We start from the raw sequence: 18,379 nt of genomic DNA on the forward strand, positions 1-18,379 counted from the left end.
TTGCCATGGAAATGCATTTTATTGAAAAAAAATTCGCTTACGATGGCAGTCAGCTTCATTCCTTGTTCGCTTATCTGGACCACGGTGTTTTGGGGCCCTCCATTATTTCCTGGATGGGGCGTTGTGATATTCCCTTTTCACACATGGTAGACGGTGAGGATTTACTTGCGAATGCCGTGATTGCTGGCGATGAGATGCTTCACTTTATTATTGAAGTATTCGATCGTGATCTGTTCAGCGGAGTGGCGTTGCAACGACTGTTTGCATCGATTGCCCGCGATTATATGCAGGCCCATGCGGGGAGTGCCTTAAAAACTGAAACACTTATCCGTGATGGTGACGACATCTATTGGGGAGATCGCAAACTTTCCATCAGTATCGCCACACGCTCACCGGTTTCCACGATGGTTCATTTTGCGATGAACATCACGAATGAAGGCACGCCGGTGAAAACAGCTTGCCTGAATGACTGGAAAGTCGATCCCCGCAGAACTGCGGAAGATCTCATGACTTTGTTCAAAAAAGAATACGAGACGATTGTTACGGCGACTCAAAAAGTTCGCCCCGTTCCTTAGTGTCGAGAATGATCTACCGCTGGGACACCCGTGGTCTTGGTGAATTTTTTTAAAGGTAGATCATAGACGACTTCATTACCCACAGCATTTTCACGAACAGCTTTGATTTTAAGCTGGCCTTTGCCTGAGATTTTTCCTTGTGGCACGCAATGAAAATGGTTCCCACCCATGATTCCGCATTTGTAATCGATCACTTTTGCGCTTCCTTTTTCATGGAACTTCGCAGTTACAGAGGAGTTTTGAATCGTAGGATTTTTAAACTCCATGTCTAATAGAAAAATATGCGCGCCTTGTACTGAGTCGATTTCAAGTTCGGTGTGAAAAGGCCCTGGCATTTTAAGATGCCCGCCATTGGGCCCAGGATTCTCTTCGCCGTGGGCAAGGACTAAAAGAGGGGAGAAGGCTAAGGCAATTGTAAGAAGGGTTTTATAAATCATGGCAGGCTCCTTATCCAATATTAGGAATCAGGAGCTGGTTTTGTGACAAAGAATTTCTATTTTTCCGGACTTGCAGCTGCAGGTGTTTGAGGTACCGCGGGAGCTGTGACTGCCGGAGTTGACTTTGGAGCTTCTGCGGTCGGAACCATTGGCGCGGGTGCTGTTACGCTGGCTGGAGTTTTGTTCGGAACAATGGCAACTGTCGGAGATGGGGATGGCGGCTTAGGTGGCTCGGTTTGAACCAAGTGAGGCGGTGTCGAAGAAGTCACCTGACTTGCTAAAGCTGCGGCCTTATCTTTTGGCATCGAGCGCAGTGTGCCAGCGATAATCATGTTCAAAGTGTTTTTCATCGGGATGAAAGCCTCTGAGCTGATTTTTTTTCCGGCAATAGCTTTATCAATATACCGTAAAGACTTTTGCGCCGTCATTGGATTGAAATCGATCATGGCTCTGGCAAAATATACCTCTGCCAATCCCTTCAGACATTTTTCATTGTCAGGGGAGTGAGACAGACCCTTGGCAAAAAGTTGTTCAGCCGTATCTAAAGACTTCGCTTGATCCAGGGGATTCTTAGCCGCTTGCGTGCGGATATTTGTACCTTTGCCGGCATAGGCGTCGGCTAAAGATTTCTTCGCCATGCCGTATGGATTTGTTTTTACAACTTCTTCGCCCACGGAAATGGCATCATCCCATCGGCCGAGTTGTTGGATATAGGCCGTGAAGTTACCGGCAAGCCAAGAATTACCCGGGTCTGCCTTGATCGCGTATTTATAAAATGCGATCCCATTTTCGACTTTACCTTGTTGAATTAACAACTCACCCAAGGCCGCGCCCGCACGGGCTTTGTCAGCATTGTTGTGGGCAATCTCTAGCGCTTTATTGTAAGAGCCAATTGCCGCCTGATTTTGATTTAGTTCTTCCAGAACCTTTCCGCCCAGGAAATATAAATCAAAGTCTTTTTGAGAGGCCTTGTAAGTCTGATTGAAAGTATTCGAAAGACTGGATTTGTCGTCACGAGACAAAAGAATCCACGTTTTCTGTTGCAGAATTTTTGGATCATTCGGGTAGGCACTATTCAGCTTTTCCACAATTTGTGACGCCAGGTCCAGGTATTCTTTTCTATCCACACCGTTATGGATGTAGTTGATGCGTCTTAAGGCGCGAGCCTTCACCAGCAAAGCGTCTTTGTTTTCAGGATCTCTGTCTAAAATTTGGTTGGCGATGTGATACGCATCGTGGGCGCCTTGAATTGATTTTGGTCCACCGATGTCGAGTTTTTCATTGGCCTTCACGATTGTGTAGTCGTCCAGACGGCTTTGCAGAGTTGCTGCAGGCGCAATGGGGTTGATCAAAACCTGACGGCCCTTAAAGCACTCAGGGATATCTCCCGTCATATATTGGAATTTGTCTGAATTTAAATCCTTGGCAGAGATGCGCACTTCATTGAAGGCAATATCATCGACGATTTTGAATCCACCATCTTCTTTGATAAAGTCGCGGGAAATCGTGTACCACGGGGTGAAAATCGAACAACCTTCTTGATAGCCAACAAAATCGAATCCTTTGACGTGAGTGATAGTTTTTTCCGAGTAACGTGCGATAAGGTTCGCATCTGTCACGCGGTAACCCATAAGCGCCATGGTATATAAAACTGTCTGCGGGAATCCGGTGTCCAGATAAAGCTTTTGATCATGCCAAGTGGTGAGTTCTTCACCAATGGTCTTCTGGGTCCCAGAGATTTTGTTGACGATGCGGTTCCTGAAGTTAACCCCTTCGTACATACCTTTGGAGTTTTCAGGGTTCGAGCGCAAGTAAGTCATGATGGTTTTCTTACCTGCATCTTCGCTTTTTGCTAAGGAAGCTTCGATCATGTATTTTGCGTACTCGCCCGTCGCTTCAAATTTTGTTGTCGTGTCGGAGGTATTGTCTTGGTTGATTTTGATTGTTTTATCAAAAGTCAGCAGGGACTCGCCGGATTTTGGATACGGCAGGTATTCCAAAGCTTTGGCCTGGTCGCTGACTTCAATTGCATGTGAACCCGCGATATCTGCAAACACGTAGCCGGAGTTACTCACCATATTGGTCGGATCCACCCAAAGTATGTTGTCTCCATCTTTAACTTTTACGATCGCATGATTGAAAAGAGAAGGATTAACCAGCTCCGGAGCCGATAGTTCTGGTTTTAAACGAGACAATTCTTCCAGGCCAGAGCGTTTAACCAGAGCCACCTTCGCATCCAAACCCAGAGCTCTTAACATTGCCGTCGTCGCTAAAGAGAAGTCTTTGCAGTCTCCGGTTTTAGTGCGGGCAATATCTTTTAACGGTTGCGCGATGTACATTTTCTCAAGACTTGTCCAGTTGCCAGAATAAGTCATGACGTTGGCAAGTTCTGACGTCACGATATCGATTTTCTCTGTCGTGGTCGCGGCCTTTTTGGCTTTATTAACAATGCGAGTGAAAGGAGCCGGCAATGTTTTTACAGCCAGGATCTTTTCCCATTTTTGAGAAACGGGAGTGATAAACTCCGCCCAGTTATTCATCGTGCTGACGTCGACCCGAGAGATTTGGTCTTTACGAAGGATTGCCAAAGCTTCTTCAGGAACTTTAAACAAAGGCTTTACTTGTTTAAATTCGAAAACGTAGTATTCGCCTTCTTTACTTTCCTTGGTTTCCAAAACTTTCCAAGGGTCATTGATGTTAACGTACAGGGGCAGCAAGGACTTGATTTTTGCACGGCCAGCCCATTCCGGAGCGTGCACACCCATAACATAGGTTTGCTGAAAAAGTCCTTTTACCAGGTTCTTTTTGGTTTTTATTTTAACCGTGTATTTAGTGATGGAGCCGATCTTGATGTTGTTAAATGGAATGACCATTTCGCGAAGGTGGTTGATACCTTGTTGGGGGCCCTTGGCACTTCTTGTTGTGACATCTTTAGGGTTTACCGGTGACTCAATACCATCTGTGAAAGTCGAGCCTTTGACAAAGGTGACGGTGGCTGCATCCGGAGCAAAGGGAATGGTTTGTAAAACCAACTCGTTACGACCTTTTTCATTCATCACTTTCATTTCCGATTCCAAAGTGGATTCGGCAAAACCATTTTTGTCGATGATGGCTTCATGAGAGCTGTTCACGATGGTGAAGGGCATTTCTTGTTCTTGCATCCAGTCAGCATGGGCAGAAAATGACATAGACAAGAAAGCTAGCGATGTTAGTGAAATCAGTCGTGTTTTCATAGTATCTTTTTCGGATTTTAAAGGCCCAACTTAATTAGTTATCTGTTTATATTGTTCCTGGACCTACCATTCCCAATTTGATTCGCTGAATTTTCTGTTTTTTGTATAGGAATCTGTCACAAAGCTCGACCTTGTGCCCTAATACTACGGCAGGGAGATTTTATGAAATCGCAGCAATCAGAACATTCAAATTCAGTGACGGATCTTCAATTGGTGGGAATGTCTTGCGTAAACTGTGCTGCAAAAATTGAGAAGACCCTCAATGCCATTCCTGGAGCCGTGGCCACGGTGAATTTTGCGACTGAAAAAGCACATATTGAGCATTCAAGATCTGTGGATCCAGAGGATTTGATTAAAGCGGTCCAAAATGTTGGTTATCAAGCATTTCAAATGAATTCGCCAACAGATATTCAGGCTTTTAAAAATGAAGCCGCTGCAGAATATCGTCGTGATCTGATTCATTTTACCGTTTCAGCGGTCTTAACAGCTCCATTTTTGCTTGAAATGGCAATGATGTTTTCTGGTCATCATGAGTTTGTTCCTCGGCAGTTACAATTGATCCTCGCGACACCCGTACAATTCTGGATTGGTTGGCGCTTTTACCGGGGATCCTATTTTGCCTTAAAAAATAAAAGTGCCAATATGGATGTCCTGGTCGCATTGGGCACCACGATGGCCTATTTGTTAAGCGCCGTCGTGACTGTTTTAAATTGGCACCAGCAGCATGTGTATTTCGAAGCAAGTACTGCTGTAATCACTCTGATTCTTTTAGGAAAATTGATGGAGTCCCGCGCGAAAGGAAAAACTTCTGAGGCTGTAGAAAGCTTGATTCGTCTGCAGCCAAAGTCAGCGATGGTCAAAAAGGGCGTTGAGTGGGTCGCAACGTCTATTGAGCATGTTTTAGTTGGAGATGTAGTCCTGATTAAAAACGCGGAATCTATTCCTGTAGATGGTGTGGTCGTCCAGGGTTCATCAACCGTCGATGAATCTATGTTGACCGGTGAAAGCATGCCCGTGGAAAAAAGGATTCAGGATCATGTTTTCGCGGCCACTCTAAATCAAGATGGAGTTTTACAGGTTCGAGCTACGAGTGTGGGTTCTAAAACACAGCTCGAACAAATTATTAAAATCGTTTCAGCAGCTCAAGGATCCAAGGCCCCCATTCAACGGCTCGCAGATAAAATATCAGGAGTGTTTGTGCCCGTCGTGGTTGCAATCAGCATTGTAACTTTCTTTGCAACTTGGTTGATTGTGGGTGATTTGCAGGCGGCATTTATCTCATCGGTATCAGTTCTGGTCATTGCTTGTCCGTGTGCATTAGGGTTGGCAACACCCACGGCGGTGGTGGTGGGAATCGGGAAGGCTGCTCCTTTAGGGGTCTTATTCAAAGATGCGAAAGCTTTGGAGCAAGCGGAGAAAATTGATTTCGTGGTTTTAGATAAAACCGGAACCATCACTGAAGGACATCCCGTTGTAACGGCGCACACCTCCGAAGAAGTTTTAAAGCTCGCGGCGAGTCTCGAGCGAGGCTCCTCGCATCCATTAGCTCATGCGATTATCTCTGAAGCGCAACATAAGGGCTTCGGATTGTATGAGGTGAAAGACTTCGAATCTGTGACCGGTCTTGGCGTCGAAGGTTTGATTGGTGGGGTAAAGTATCGTCTGGGGCGTCCTCATTGGGTCTTGAACGGTCAGGGGATTTCGCCGGAAATGATAGAAGCCGAAGGCAAAGGACAAACAGTGATGGTTCTGGCAAGCGAGACGAACGTGTTAGGATTTATCGCCGTAGCCGATAAAGTCCGTGAAACCTCGAAGCAGGCTATTGCCGCGTTAAAAGACCTGGGTATCACTGTGATAATGTTAACCGGGGATAACGAAGGAACTGCAAAAGAAATCGCAAGGCAGGTTGGTATCACCGAGTTCAGGTATGGTGTAAAACCATCCGACAAAGCCAATGTCATCGTATCCCTGAAGCGCAAAAAACACGTGGTCGCTATGGTGGGTGATGGAATCAATGATGCCCCGGCATTGGCGATGGCAGACGTAAGTTTTTCTATGTCGTCAGGAACGGATATTGCCATTGAAACCTCGGATGTTACTTTGATGAATAACGATTTGATGTCCATTGTTCACGCCGTGAAGCTGTCGCAAGGCACTTTAAAAAAGATTCGGCAGAATCTATTCTTTGCGTTTATTTATAATACGCTGGGTATTCCGCTCGCCGCATTGGGAATGTTAAATCCAGTAATCGCAGGCGCCGCGATGGCAATGAGCTCAGTTTCTGTCGTCAGCAATTCTCTATTGCTTAAGAAAACAAAAGTTTAAGCAGAGTCTTTTTCTTTGGATTTAATATAGGCGTCCACCAACCACAGGCGAATGTGTTTAAGGTAGGCGTCCTTCATTCCAAAAAAGACGAAATGATTTAAATAACCTTCATCGGTTTTGTTCTCTTCAGAGTAATTGACCGTCGCAATGATCTCAGGATTTTGATGTTCTTCCATGCGCCATAGGATGAATTCGCGGAAAGCGCCAGTGCTGATTGCCCGGTGATATTTCATTACCACACCAGCTTCAGAGATTTGCGTGATTTCAACGGGATTCGCCACTTTCGCATCAAACACGGCTTTAACATACGGAAGTGTTGTTGGTTCCACGGTGGTGATCGCAAAGTTCGTGATAAGTTTCTTTGCGATATACATTTTATCAAGCGGCGTGAAGTAAATGTCCTTACACCAGCGACTCATATCAGCCACTTCTGGCGGTGTAATTTTAGTACGAGAAATAATAATCAACGGGGGAGTTTCTTTCCACTCAGTGCTATGTTTTTTCGCGCGTTCTTTCATTTTCTCAACCAGCGCGTTCCAGGTTTTCTCTTTCTCGATATCCAGCATGTGATAGTTGATAATTATCAAATCAGGATTGATGGGAGGATTTTGGCGCTCTTTGCTGTCCAAATCCTGCAGGTCTGAAAGAAGCTGTCCCTGGCTTTTATAGCTAAAGACTTCCACATTTTGAAAACGCTGATTTAGCATGGTTTTAAACTCGATATCCAGGGGCTCGTCATCATTCAAAAGAATAATGCGAGTTTTTAAGTTCCCCAGGGGAGTTTGTAAATCCAAGGTTTGGTGACTTTTATTTTGTAAAATGTCCCGGCGGATCTTGGCGATTTGTGCCGGATCAGCAGCGACGAATTGGAATGTGCACAGATACTCTTTGATAGAGATTTCTTTGCAAGCGACACAAACGGCGAGCAAGCTTTTCTTGTTATCAGAAGAAAAGGACTCGCTATAGTACTTGGTGATCGCACCGATTTTAATTTCGTGATTGTTCAAGCTTGTAAAACCAATCTCAGACAATGACTGCAGCTGTATATCTTTAAGCATTTCAATAGTGGCTGATATCTTCGCAGCGGTTAGTGTCGAGCTTGTTACAGGGTGGTGACCCGTCAAAGCGTATTGCAGATGCTCTTTGATGATTAATTTATCAAAGGGCTTATAGAGTACGTTATTGATAATGCGATCTTCCGCAAGCTTGATATCAAAAGTAGGACTTTCAAAAGCCGTCAAAATCAATGCGGTGGGTTCTTGTTCAGAACACATTTTTTTACGAATGAAAAAATCACGGGCGCGTCGAACAAGGCCCAAATTTTTTGTGCCTAGGAATTCATCTTTTGCAATGACCAGACGAAGCTCATCGGCAATAGAAGGCTCTGTTAAATCGGAAAGGTCTGAGGGGTGTTTACTGCCGGCATGGGCCAAGGCTTTAGCGCCTTCGTGGACGGCGATTTTCAGGAATTCATGAAAGCTTGCAAGATCCTTGAAGAAGCGAATATGAAGCTGAGGATCTATACTTTTAAGGCTGTCATATAGATCCTGACTTGTTCTCTCATCATCTTCGAGTATCAGGATAAACTTCATAGTACTATTGTATCTTGAAATGGGACTAAAAACTAGATGGCTGGATTTTAGTCTCGAAATGAGAGCTTAGCGAAACAGGAAGTACACCGCTCCAACAAGGCAAAGTCCCGCATAGAGATAATCCATCTTAAGTGGTTGGCCCATATACCAATAAGAAAATCCCGCAAAGACCACCATCGTAATAACCTCTTGGATGATCTTTAGTTGTGGCAAAGTATAAACTTGGGAACCCAATCTGTTAGCCGGAACCTGGAAGATATATTCAAACAGTGCAATACCCCAGCTGATTGCGATGGCAATCCAAAGGGCTGAGCTCTTAAGGCTTTTCAAATGCCCATACCAAGCAAAGGTCATAAAGATATTTGAAATCAATAGTAGAACAACGGGACTCACGTACTGAAGCATTACTTATGCGTCCTTTGATTGTAGGCGTGATTGCACAGAAGACTTGCGATGCGACGATACTCACTCAATAAATCCAAATGGATCGAGCTGGTATTGATTGAAGTATTCAGGCCGCGATTCAAGCGGCTGATGTGATTTTCACGCAAAGAAATTTCAAGTTTCGCCAAATCACGTTTTAGCTGAATGGCTTCCTCGCAAAGATCACGGTTTTGGTAAGCGTTGACCGCCATCGCAGCAACCTTCACAACTTGTTCGTGCATTTCGCGAATTTCCGCCCAACCCTCGCCCGAAAATTCAAGCTTTAGGGCGTTCTTCTTGATAGCCAAGGCCAGAATGTTGATGTCAATGGCATCTGCCGCACGTTCCGCATCGCTCAGGAACATGATCATGTTCATGATGTTTTGATGAACCACGGTGCTGGATTTATTGGCGTGATCCAATAAGAACATTTTGGTTTCGCGGTAAAGGAAGTCGACCTTGTTGTCGCGATCCTTGATCGAATCAAAAACTTTGGGATCATTGGTTTCAAATAGCTTGATCGAATCCTTGATCATGCCGATCACGATGTCGGCCGTGCGCATGATTTCGCGGTTCGCATAAGACACCGCCAGAGCAGAACTCTGGTAGTTGTTCATGTTTACGAACTCAGTACCAAATTCCTCAGAGGCGGCTTTCGGGAACATTTTCTCAATCCACTGAGCCCCTTTATCGATGAACGGATAAAAGAGGATCGCTGAAATAATATTGAAAATCAAATGGGCATTCGCGATAGAGCGCGCCACTGTCGTATCAAAGGTCATTAAGAAATCAATAAAGAGCTGCGTAAAGGGGTAAAAGATCACGACACTGATGGTTTTGTAAAAGAAATGGGCCCATGCGACCTGACGCCCGATGTAGTTGCCGCCCGCTGCGGAAATCAATGCAACGGACGTCGTTCCGATATTAGCTCCGTAAACCCAGATCATGGCATCATAAAAAGTGATCGCTTTCACTGCCGCCAAGCTCATCGCCAGACCGATCGTGATCGCAGAGCTTTGCACAAAGGCGCAGAACACGATGGAAATCATCAAAGAGTATCCCGGATTGTCGCGAACACTTTGGAAGAACTCCGTTAGCATCGGATTTTCTGCAAAGTGATGAGAGGCCGTGGAGACCAGCTTAAGACCTAGAAACAGTAATCCAAAACCCATGCACGCCAGTGCCAGATTTTTAAAAACTGTTTTTTTGGCTTTAAAATAAAAAGCAAAAGAAATCGCAAAAACGGGAAGTGCATACTGAGTCAGATCAAAAGAGATCAACTGCACCGTCAAAGTGGTACCAATTGCGGTACCAATGATAACGCCCATCACTTGGCGCAAATTAATCACGCGCGCTGAACCCAACCCCACAAGCATGGACGTTGCCGCTCCTGAGCTTTGCATCAAAGTGGTTAAGCCCACTCCCGTCAAGATTGCCAAAAGTTTGCTTTGAGAAAGGTGATTTAAAAGACTTGTGATCTTTCCGGCCATCAACTTTTCAAGTGACGAGCTGGTTATGGACATTCCGTATAGGAAGAGTGCTACACCGCTGACAAGTAAAATAAAGAAGGAATTCTGTGTATCAATCATAAAGAATCATCTTAGCAGCATTTTTTTAGTTTTAGGAAGCAGCAATTCTGATTTATGCTGAGTCTTCCTCGAAGGAGTTTTCGATGTCGGATCTGAAAAAGCCTGTTTTGGTAGTAGCCGCAGTCATTCGTAAAGAAAATGACCCGGATAAGCGCATTTTGCTGGTGCGTCGAGGCCCTGACCAGAGCGGTGCGGGATTTTGGGAGTTCCCCGGGGGGAAAGTTGAGCTGTCGGAGTCTCCCGAACAAGCTCTTCGCCGGGAAATAGATGAAGAACTTGGTATTGCTATCACGGTAGGCACGCTTATTGGTGAAAAGGATTTTGCTTACCCGTCAAAAACTATTCGCCTCAGAGTTTACGAAGCTTTGACCAGAACTGCGGAAATTACGTTAACAGAGCATGACGACTTAAAGTGGTTAAAGGCTGAGGAAATCATCAAAGATGAGCTTTCGGCAGCGGATCGGCCTTTTGTGGAAATGCTTCAAGGTAAAAGATAAGTTCTTTCATTTGGAGTGGGAAGGCGGCAAAAGTCTCTTTTCCCAAACCACGAATAACGATTTTTTGCGACAAGTTTATAGAGATTGTCTCGGATAAATCCAGGGAAGATCCACCCAAGTCGAGACAGACCATAGACTCCACCCAAACCCGAAAGAATTTTAAGAACCGCTGCAGATCGGTGATAGATCTTACCTGACTCATAGTAGATCACTGTATCCAGGTTTTCACGATCTTGAGCGGGAAGAAGCGCCTCCGCCGTTGAACCTTGGAGTGGAGCGAACAAAAAACGATGCTGTGGATCGCGAGTAATGACAGCGTCCACGAAGCCATTACAAAGATGGCAGACGCCGTCGAAAAACACCACATTTCTCATTTTAACATCTACCTTTTCCATAGCAATCCCAGGCTACAATCATTATACTACTTAAACAAGCTGTGGGGGCCTCACGAATGGAAGTATTTTTGTTTCCTTTGGTCAATGTGACGTTGTTTCCGCATACGACCAAACCCCTGAATATTTTTGAACCTCGATATCTGACCATGGTGAAAAACGCCGTGGCCAATAATATGCCCATTGCGATGGGTTATATCGAGGACCCGTCCAAAGTTGCTCCGGTTCCTCCGGGTGAGCCAGTGCCTTTTGTCCGTGAAATCGCTGGCTACGGTTATGCCCAGATTATCGAAGAACGAGTGAATGGAACTCTTCTGGTCTTTTTGCAGGGCCAAGGCAAGTTACGTTTAAAACATACTGTGGATTACAAAACGCCTTATATCGTTTGTCAGTCTGAAATCATCCCGGAGCAAACGATCGTTGATCCACAGCACCTGGTGCGCTTGCACGCGCTTAATAAAGTGCTTATTCGTTGGATTCATACGCACATCCCAGATCCTGCTCAGCGGGACATGTTTTTACGAAATTTAAATCGCCCGGAAGAAGTTGTGGGAGCGTTTGCCTCTTACATGGTGCGCGATTATGATTTGCAGCAGATGGTGCTCGAGTATAACGACATTAACGAGAAGGTGGATTTTCTCCACCGTCTGACTGAATCAAATGAACTGACAACTTGAGGACTTAACTCGCGGATTTCGCAGGATTACGCGTAAAGAAAACCCATTGCAGTAAAACTACCCAAATCACTTGAGCCAAGCAAAGGTGCGTGATCTTCATCCAGGTAGGCGCGTGTAAAAAGAGCGTGCTGAAGCCAAACAGAATTTGCACAATTAAAATCACACTCATTTGCACAGATTTCTTCTGAAGCAAGACGTTTTCCGTGGTCTGCGCTTTAAGCCAGAAAAACAAAGCAAGGCTTCCAGCCCCCAGAACCGCAAGAACCGGGTGAAGTCCGCGCAGGCGAATCAGATAGTGAGAGTCTGAAGATAAATCTGCTAGCAAGCCTTCCATGATATTATCAGTCGGGAACAGGGAATTTGAAAGGGCCGCCCAAGCACCCGTCGTCCCAAGAACTACGATAATCCACGGAAGCAGTTTGTACTTTTTGTAGTTTGCAAGGGGAGTCGGTGTTGTGTCATTCAAAGCGGCCGCTGCATAAGCCAAAGCCACAGCTCCGGTTAACATAAATGAATTCACCTGATGCAAAGCCATCACGAAGGCACGATACGGTGTATCGTTTGTTGTCACCAGTTTAAAAAGGACCAGTTTGGCTCCCAAGAGCGCTTCTGTGATCATGAAAATCAGTGTTGCTACAGCGGCTTTACGTGCAAAGTGACCGATGGGATAAAGTTTTCGCGCCATCCAGAAAAAGTAAATCACGACAAAACCATAAATACCCGACATCAGGCGATGACCGTACTCCACCCAGGTTTTTCCGCGCTGGGCTTCAGGAATCAGCTGGCCGTGGCAAAGTGGCCAAGTGTCGCCACACCCGTCGCCAGAGTGAGAGATACGCACCCAAGCGCCCCACAAAATCACCAGGATCGTGTAAATCAAAAGCCCAAATGCAAGTTTCTTGTATTGAGTTCGTGTCATCATGGGCAAAGGGCTATCATGGGCTTGAAACTCGGTCAATAAACGGCTCTAATAGACCGCATGAGTAATCAACATCACCATCATCACCACAGTCATAGCTCAGGCCATCATCACCATCACAGCCATGGAGCTGCCATTGGGCGTATGCGCTTTGCATTTATCCTCAACCTGGGGTTTGCCCTGGTGGAGTTGGTGGGTGGCTATTTGACGAACTCCGTTGCGATCATGAGTGATGCTCTTCATGATTTTGGGGATGCGCTAGCGATGATTATTGCTATTGTGATGGAGAAAGTTTCTCACAAAACCAGTGATCAGAAATTTTCCTATGGTTACCGCCGTTTTTCTGTCTTAGGCGCTGTTATTACGGGCATGGTGTTGATCATTGGCTCCGTTTTTATCTTGATTGAAGCAGTTCCTCGTCTTTTAAACCCGCAGCAAGTCCATGCTGATGGGATGTTGATTCTTGCGGTGTTCGGTGTGGCAATCAATGGTTTTGCAGCACTGCGAGTTTCCAAAGGCACTTCCTTGAATGAACGCATGCTAATGTGGCACATGATCGAAGACGTTTTGGGTTGGGTTTTGGTTTTGATCGGCGCATTGGTGATGAAGTTTTGGGATGTTCCTCAGGTGGATGCGGGGCTTGCCGTCGCATTGTCGCTGTGGATTTTATTTAACGTCTTTAAAAACCTGCGTGAAGCGATGAAGGTTTTTCTGATGGCTTCTCCAACGGGGGCCTCTGTTGAATCTGTTTCTGAGAACATCAAAAAGAACCCGCTTGTCGTGGATGTTCATCACGCGCATCTTTGGTCTTTAGATGGCGAGAATCACGTTTTTACCGCTCATATAGTTCTAAAAGGGGATGCAACCCCGGCGGATATGGAAGCTGTGAAACACCAGATTAAAAAACAAGTTAAAGAATTTGGGATCATAGAAGCGACTATTGAAACAGAACTTATGGGCGTTTCCTGCGTCGATCCTCATCACGCCTAAGCTGAAACATTGTTCTCATTGTATTCGGAATATTCTATAAGGATCTGAAAAATCACGATAACTCGCGGATGTTCGTGGTGTCTTGTTTGTTTTACTCCGATAAGGAGCGATCAAACGAGGCTTCTATGTCGGTGAAAAACAAGTCAGGGAACGCTATTTTGCAGGTGCTTGCCGCACTAGTGGTTATGGGCATTAGTTTCTATTTCTTGTCGGCCTACGTAATCGCTCAACGAAAACAAATCGTAAAAACTAAAAATGTGGTGACGTTGAAATTCGCAGTGAACAGTGCGATGGACTATGTCGTATTTGGTGTTCGTCAAAAGTATTGCTTTGATAACGGCACGATTCTGCAAAATATTGATGCCTGTAATTGGAAGCACGCAGGCAACGTTGAGCGCCTGGTGATGTCAGATGAGCAACTTCAATCTTTAAGAGAGATGGTTGCAGCGGGTGCGAACATCGGACCGCATGACACTGATATGAATAAGCTGCGCCTGGATAAGATTGACCTGATGTTAAACTTTCCAGTCTCTCCAGCGCATCCCTTGTTTCCGATCGTTGATGCTTTAAAAACAGTAGTGAATGAAACCAATGGCCAAGTGATCAAGGTTAAAGGAATTCACATCGTACTTAATCGTCCTGAAAACAGTGGTTATCTTCCCAAAGCAGGACGCGAAGTCTACATCATGGCCGAAGCCTCGCTGTTAGATGATAGTGGTGATGTGATTCAGGTGGGGCGCGTGCCTTTAAGCGTTCGCTCGCAGATTGCCATTTACCCTCGGGAAATGGGCTCCTTCGCTTTGGTTCTGCCTAAAGATCTTCATATGGATAAGTCGTGGAATGCTTCAGCCACTGACGGAGATGTGAATCTTCACAAGTTCGACGACAGAGCCTCTCTTGGTACAAGTATGGGTCTTGTTTTTAACAGTCCGGTCTTTGTGAACGGCAATATCTATTTACCAAATGACACGGGAGACGCGGGTACCTCCAATTATGCAGCCGTTACATTTGCTGATCGTGTTTACATGGGTAATGGGTGGATTTTGAAATCCGACGGCAATCCCTATGCTCCTGCGACATTGGGAGGTTTGCCGGATCGCTATTGGTCGGACTCTCGCGTGTTCGGTGGTTTTTTAAATGGAATTGAAAATGACGGAAGTTCCGATGCCGGGTTGGAAGTAATGTCGGGGCAGGTGAGTAATTTGCCCGCTGGAGATTTTGATTGGAATCGTATTTGTGCCGATTACAATAAAAAGACTGTCGACATTGGCACCATGAAAGTTTCTAAGATCAAAGCCAAGATGGTCGATGATTCAACGAATGGTTCAACGCAAAATTCTAAATATAAGATTACTCTCAGTAACTACAATCAGTACTATCCGCAGAAAAACACCATTCCGGCTCCGAACGTTGAAAAATGGAAGCCGGGTACGATTTCGGTTAGTAACATCAATAAATGGGGTGACTCCACGACCACGGGTGCAGTGACGTCTCTCATTCTTGCGTATGGAACTGGTTCTGATTATCGCGAAGTTGTCTTTGATATGACCAAATATGGAACCGCTATTTTACTACCCCAGGTTATAAATGAAGATCGCCGAAAAAATTTGGAGGCGGCTCTTAAAGAGGCCAACGACACCATTAATAAATCGTCCGATAAAACCAATGCTCTGCAATCGGATCTGAATAAATCTATGACGGATTTAGCGGCCGCAAATACGGAATTGGCAAAAAAGAAAGATGAGTTGAATACCGAGTTGGCGAAACCTGTCTATGCAAGTCCTTCCCCAAGTCCCTCGGTAAGTCCAAGCCCCAGTCCCAGCGCAAGTCCCACTGTGAGTCCTTCGCCGACAGTGTCGCCTTCTCCCACGGCCTCTCCGACTGTTTCGCCTTCAGTGTCGCCAACGGTGTCACCGTCTGTATCTCCAACAGTTTCGCCAACGGCGTCAGCCAGCGTAACTCCTTCGCCATCGGCGACGACAAGTCCTTCGCCGACACCCGCACCCACTGTTGGTGATCCAACGCTTTATCAAAATCCTGATACAATAGCCAAGTTGAATCAGGAGATCGAAGCATTGAACAAAAAGATCAGTGATCTTCAGGCGCACATCGCAGATCTTAAAAATGTGCAGATCCCTGCCAATGATAAAAACAATTCGGACGCTAAAGCCACGGTGTCTTCTGCGACAGCGGCCTTGGCAGACTATCAACAAATGATCGACAACCCTCCAAAATTTACGATTGAAATGGATGCGATGAAAACGGGGAGCGGTCGTGAATATCTGGATCGTGCTTACCTGTCCGTCAATCTTACCAATGCAGCTAATCTAAGAGACATAGACGGAAACAAAATTACCGTTTTCTCCGTTCGCTTTAAAGCTTACGACGGCACCTATTGGAATAGTGCGCCGGTGTGGCCGGATGAAAACAGTGACAAGCATCTCATGGGCTATCTTAACTATTCGATTGATAGTGGCGGGAATCTGATTAGACCGTCTGGACTTTCAGCGACAGCAAATACTTCAGGGGCAGAGGAAGACGAATCTGGAAATTCCACTGATATCGCTCAAGCCTGTGAAGATTTTTACGACAATATGAATTCTCAATCTTTTGGCGCTGCCAACTGGGGGACAAGTTTTGCAGGAGGCACGCGCTCTTCTTGGAATTTTGCAGGGGTTGACAGTTCAGTTCCTAAAGAAAAGGGACATGAAAGTGAACCTATATTGGAGGAAAGAATCTTTAGCGCTGACAGCACGGACTTTATGGTAAATTCAATTGTAGGTAATTGTGTTATTAAAGCAGGCGCAACTTTTGTCACGGGTTTTTATACTTGTGACAATCTGACTATTGAAGGCGGGCGCACGAAACCTTTAACCATTGTCGGGACCTTTATCATCGGTAAGACTTTAAAAATCAACGAACAGGCTATTCGCACCGGCATTCAGTGGAACAGCATTTATCACCCACAATCCACACGGATTTTGCGTTCACGAAAAATCTTAAAACCTATGACCGAGCCAGACAATGTGGCTAAGTGTGATAAATTGCCTTCTCCGATTTGGCATCCAATCCCATCTATTCAAGAAACTGCAGATCGCATGGCCTGCAACGTGATCAGTCTGCGTGCGAAAGCAGATCCATTTAAGTGGACGGCTGTGGATCCAGACTGTGGTGTGGATCCCGCCAAGAAACAAACGGTTCCAACATGCAAACGTCGTATTATTCGTTACTTCGTGGTTGAACAATCCCGGGAAGGGTTGGGGATGTGATGAAAAAGCTAAACACTCGTGGGCAAACAATTGTCGAATCATTGGTGGCATTGGGACTCATTTCCTTTATCGGTTTGATTTTTTTTGGTGGTTTGGTTCAGCTTCGTAAAACCACATCTGATAGCTTGCTTGATTCTGCAACCGACAGACAGATTTCCGACATTGCCGAAAACATTAAGGCCGGTGTGCAAAAGTATCAGGTGAATTTCAATCTCGACAAAGCGGCACTGGAAACTTTGCTTAAACCTGAAAATCTACCCATGGTTTGGGATGTTGGTGTGGTGGCGGAAAAAGGTCAGTGCGATCGCTGTCAGGGGACTTATGGTTATGTGATTCAGCCCTTTGATAAGTATCGTGGGCTTTACATGGTGACTTTGCGTCTTTCTCATAAGAGCTGGCTTCCTTCTGAGACGTACCGTGACTATAACTTTATTGTGAGTGCAAAATAATGTTGAAAAACCAAAAGGGTTTAACCTTAGTAGAAATGATGCTCGGGATCGGATTATTCGCGATCGTGATTTCTATTGTTGTTGCTGTCCAGGTGAAAATGTCGCAACAGCAGGTGGAGATGATTAGAAAGCTGGATGATTCCGTGGACCAGCATTTGGCTGAAAGGATTCTTTTTAAAGATCTAAGCGGGATCGATATTTCCTATAACAATCTTTTGGTTAAAGATGACCATGGGAACAACTTTTATGATTTTTATCCTGACATCACAGAGAATATTTTAAAAGTTCGAACTGATCGCGAGCTGAATTTAACTCTCGCAGGGAAGGATGCATTTTACGTTTTTTCGCAAAATTCTGCAGCCGGTCCGCTTTTAACCTTTGATCCTATGTGGGCCTATGATGTGGGACCTGAGCCCGCAGATCCCAATACGCCTGCTTCACTCGAGTTTAACGGTGAAAAAAATCGCAAGTGGATTTCTAATGAGAGTAACGGCGGGCGGCCCGGATTTTGGAAAGTTGGACATCTTCTTTTTTATGATACTCCAAGCCGGATTCGACCCAGTGTCGGTGATGTCATAGATAAAACCATTCCCCCACGGAGTTCATTTTTTCTGGGCGCGGTGATCTCTGGAAGTGACCTACTTCAAAAGGTGTCCGGTGATGCCGCTGGGTTGTTTAATATGACCGAGCCCGATACGGGCGACGCGATCAACAGTCTTGATGATTTTCTAAGAAAAGTTCCTGCTGTCGGAGGCGGACAAACCGTTGTTCGCGTGCGCGCTGCCAGATTGGTTAAATATTATATTGAACCAGATACCAAAAAAAATGCAGAACTTTATAAAATAGCTCCTGCCAACTTTTTTATGGCGGAGTACCGCAATGGCCAGTTCGAACAGCCGACGTTATTGGCCGATGGAGTGGGCAGAGTGTTGTTTCGTCGCGATTCAGTAGTTAAGAAAATGATTTATTTTAAAATCGAAAAAGCCGAGTTGAAATAGTTTATTCAGTAAAT

The 18,379-nt window shown here is 45.3% G+C and carries 15 protein-coding genes; 8 read left to right on the forward strand and 7 right to left on the reverse strand.

Features of this window, described 5'->3' with window-relative positions; translation table 11 throughout:
- The first annotated feature begins 5 nt into the window (after window positions 1–5).
- Window positions 6–575 carry a DUF366 family protein gene (locus HW988_RS08280; RefSeq protein ID WP_181607132.1) on the forward strand — a complete coding sequence of 190 codons (570 nt, stop codon included), beginning with the start codon at window positions 6–8 and terminating at the stop codon, window positions 573–575.
- Here the strand turns inward: HW988_RS08280 and HW988_RS08285 are convergent.
- Together HW988_RS08285 and HW988_RS08290 are read right to left on the reverse strand one after the other, a co-directional pair.
- Window positions 572–1,012: a hypothetical protein gene (locus tag HW988_RS08285; protein ID WP_181607134.1), complete on the reverse strand. Its 441-nt coding sequence runs from the start codon at window positions 1,010–1,012 to the stop codon at window positions 572–574. The two genes, HW988_RS08280 and HW988_RS08285, sit on opposite strands and share 4 nt — an antisense overlap.
- A gap of 56 nt (window positions 1,013–1,068) precedes the next feature.
- On the reverse strand, window positions 1,069–4,245 hold the full coding sequence (locus HW988_RS08290) for a DUF3857 domain-containing protein (protein ID WP_181607135.1): 3,177 nt from the start codon (window positions 4,243–4,245) through the stop codon (window positions 1,069–1,071).
- A gap of 162 nt (window positions 4,246–4,407) precedes the next feature.
- On the opposite strand from HW988_RS08290, the gene HW988_RS08295 reads away from it, so the two are divergent.
- Window positions 4,408–6,570 carry a cation-translocating P-type ATPase gene (locus tag HW988_RS08295; RefSeq protein ID WP_181607138.1) on the forward strand — a complete coding sequence of 721 codons (2,163 nt, stop codon included), beginning with the start codon at window positions 4,408–4,410 and terminating at the stop codon, window positions 6,568–6,570.
- Here the strand turns inward: HW988_RS08295 and HW988_RS08300 are convergent.
- From HW988_RS08300 to HW988_RS08310, 3 genes are all read right to left on the reverse strand, one after another.
- Complete coding sequence (locus HW988_RS08300; protein WP_181607140.1) at window positions 6,567–8,162, reverse strand: hypothetical protein; 1,596 nt, start codon at window positions 8,160–8,162, stop codon at window positions 6,567–6,569. The genes HW988_RS08295 and HW988_RS08300 overlap by 4 nt on opposite strands.
- A gap of 66 nt (window positions 8,163–8,228) precedes the next feature.
- Complete coding sequence (locus HW988_RS08305) at window positions 8,229–8,567, reverse strand: DMT family protein (RefSeq protein WP_181607141.1); 339 nt, start codon at window positions 8,565–8,567, stop codon at window positions 8,229–8,231.
- A complete protein-coding gene (locus tag HW988_RS08310) occupies window positions 8,567–10,174 on the reverse strand; it encodes a Na/Pi cotransporter family protein (RefSeq protein WP_181607143.1) in 1,608 nt (535 codons plus the stop codon). Before HW988_RS08310 ends, HW988_RS08305 begins: the two co-directional genes overlap by 1 nt.
- 83 nt (window positions 10,175–10,257) lie before the next feature.
- On the opposite strand from HW988_RS08310, the gene HW988_RS08315 reads away from it, so the two are divergent.
- Window positions 10,258–10,671 carry a (deoxy)nucleoside triphosphate pyrophosphohydrolase gene (locus tag HW988_RS08315; protein WP_181607145.1) on the forward strand — a complete coding sequence of 138 codons (414 nt, stop codon included), beginning with the start codon at window positions 10,258–10,260 and terminating at the stop codon, window positions 10,669–10,671.
- Here the strand turns inward: HW988_RS08315 and HW988_RS08320 are convergent.
- On the reverse strand, window positions 10,656–11,066 hold the full coding sequence (locus HW988_RS08320) for a thiol-disulfide oxidoreductase DCC family protein (protein WP_181607147.1): 411 nt from the start codon (window positions 11,064–11,066) through the stop codon (window positions 10,656–10,658). The genes HW988_RS08315 and HW988_RS08320 overlap by 16 nt on opposite strands.
- Window positions 11,067–11,122: 56 nt before the next feature.
- Here HW988_RS08320 and HW988_RS08325 point away from each other — a divergent pair, with 56 nt between their 5' ends.
- On the forward strand, window positions 11,123–11,740 hold the full coding sequence (locus HW988_RS08325) for an LON peptidase substrate-binding domain-containing protein (RefSeq protein ID WP_181607148.1): 618 nt from the start codon (window positions 11,123–11,125) through the stop codon (window positions 11,738–11,740).
- Window positions 11,741–11,744: 4 nt separating this feature from the next.
- Here HW988_RS08325 and HW988_RS08330 read toward each other — a convergent pair whose 3' ends face one another.
- Window positions 11,745–12,662 (reverse strand): heme A synthase, encoded by a 918-nt coding sequence (locus tag HW988_RS08330; RefSeq protein ID WP_255490277.1) that lies wholly within the window; start codon window positions 12,660–12,662, stop codon window positions 11,745–11,747.
- 57 nt (window positions 12,663–12,719) lie between these two features.
- On the opposite strand from HW988_RS08330, the gene HW988_RS08335 reads away from it, so the two are divergent.
- The 4 genes from HW988_RS08335 (at window position 12,720) to HW988_RS08350 (ending at window position 18,365) form a co-directional block, all read left to right on the forward strand.
- Complete coding sequence (locus HW988_RS08335; RefSeq protein WP_181607150.1) at window positions 12,720–13,649, forward strand: cation diffusion facilitator family transporter; 930 nt, start codon at window positions 12,720–12,722, stop codon at window positions 13,647–13,649.
- A gap of 125 nt (window positions 13,650–13,774) precedes the next feature.
- Entirely contained in the window at window positions 13,775–16,918 is a 3,144-nt protein-coding gene (locus HW988_RS08340; RefSeq protein WP_181607152.1) for a PT domain-containing protein, read from the forward strand.
- Window positions 16,918–17,367: a hypothetical protein gene (locus HW988_RS08345; protein ID WP_181607153.1), complete on the forward strand. Its 450-nt coding sequence runs from the start codon at window positions 16,918–16,920 to the stop codon at window positions 17,365–17,367. Before HW988_RS08340 ends, HW988_RS08345 begins: the two co-directional genes overlap by 1 nt.
- Window positions 17,367–18,365 carry a type II secretion system protein J gene (locus HW988_RS08350; protein ID WP_181607155.1) on the forward strand — a complete coding sequence of 333 codons (999 nt, stop codon included), beginning with the start codon at window positions 17,367–17,369 and terminating at the stop codon, window positions 18,363–18,365. The genes HW988_RS08345 and HW988_RS08350 overlap by 1 nt, the downstream gene beginning before the upstream one ends.
- Window positions 18,366–18,379: the final 14 nt, after the last annotated feature.

Origin of the sequence: Bdellovibrio sp. KM01 (genome assembly GCF_013752535.1) — a bacterium.
Classification (GTDB): Bacteria; Bdellovibrionota; Bdellovibrionia; order Bdellovibrionales; family Bdellovibrionaceae; genus Bdellovibrio.

What these genes read in the sequence shown, in the direction of transcription:
- HW988_RS08300 (WP_181607140.1), bottom strand. Translation starts at nt 8,162, where the DNA reads ATGAAGTTTATCCTGATACTCGAAGATGATGAGAGAACAAGTCAGGAT.
- HW988_RS08305 (WP_181607141.1), bottom strand. Translation starts at nt 8,567, where the DNA reads ATGCTTCAGTACGTGAGTCCCGTTGTTCTACTATTGATTTCAAATATC.
- HW988_RS08340 (WP_181607152.1), top strand. Translation starts at nt 13,775, where the DNA reads ATGTCGGTGAAAAACAAGTCAGGGAACGCTATTTTGCAGGTGCTTGCC.
- HW988_RS08285 (WP_181607134.1), bottom strand. Translation starts at nt 1,012, where the DNA reads ATGATTTATAAAACCCTTCTTACAATTGCCTTAGCCTTCTCCCCTCTT.
- HW988_RS08330 (WP_255490277.1), bottom strand. Translation starts at nt 12,662, where the DNA reads ATGATGACACGAACTCAATACAAGAAACTTGCATTTGGGCTTTTGATT.
- HW988_RS08335 (WP_181607150.1), top strand. Translation starts at nt 12,720, where the DNA reads ATGAGTAATCAACATCACCATCATCACCACAGTCATAGCTCAGGCCAT.
- HW988_RS08290 (WP_181607135.1), bottom strand. Translation starts at nt 4,245, where the DNA reads ATGAAAACACGACTGATTTCACTAACATCGCTAGCTTTCTTGTCTATG.
- HW988_RS08280 (WP_181607132.1), top strand. Translation starts at nt 6, where the DNA reads ATGGAAATGCATTTTATTGAAAAAAAATTCGCTTACGATGGCAGTCAG.
- HW988_RS08350 (WP_181607155.1), top strand. Translation starts at nt 17,367, where the DNA reads ATGTTGAAAAACCAAAAGGGTTTAACCTTAGTAGAAATGATGCTCGGG.
- HW988_RS08345 (WP_181607153.1), top strand. Translation starts at nt 16,918, where the DNA reads ATGAAAAAGCTAAACACTCGTGGGCAAACAATTGTCGAATCATTGGTG.
- HW988_RS08310 (WP_181607143.1), bottom strand. Translation starts at nt 10,174, where the DNA reads ATGATTGATACACAGAATTCCTTCTTTATTTTACTTGTCAGCGGTGTA.
- HW988_RS08315 (WP_181607145.1), top strand. Translation starts at nt 10,258, where the DNA reads ATGTCGGATCTGAAAAAGCCTGTTTTGGTAGTAGCCGCAGTCATTCGT.
- HW988_RS08320 (WP_181607147.1), bottom strand. Translation starts at nt 11,066, where the DNA reads ATGGAAAAGGTAGATGTTAAAATGAGAAATGTGGTGTTTTTCGACGGC.
- HW988_RS08325 (WP_181607148.1), top strand. Translation starts at nt 11,123, where the DNA reads ATGGAAGTATTTTTGTTTCCTTTGGTCAATGTGACGTTGTTTCCGCAT.
- HW988_RS08295 (WP_181607138.1), top strand. Translation starts at nt 4,408, where the DNA reads ATGAAATCGCAGCAATCAGAACATTCAAATTCAGTGACGGATCTTCAA.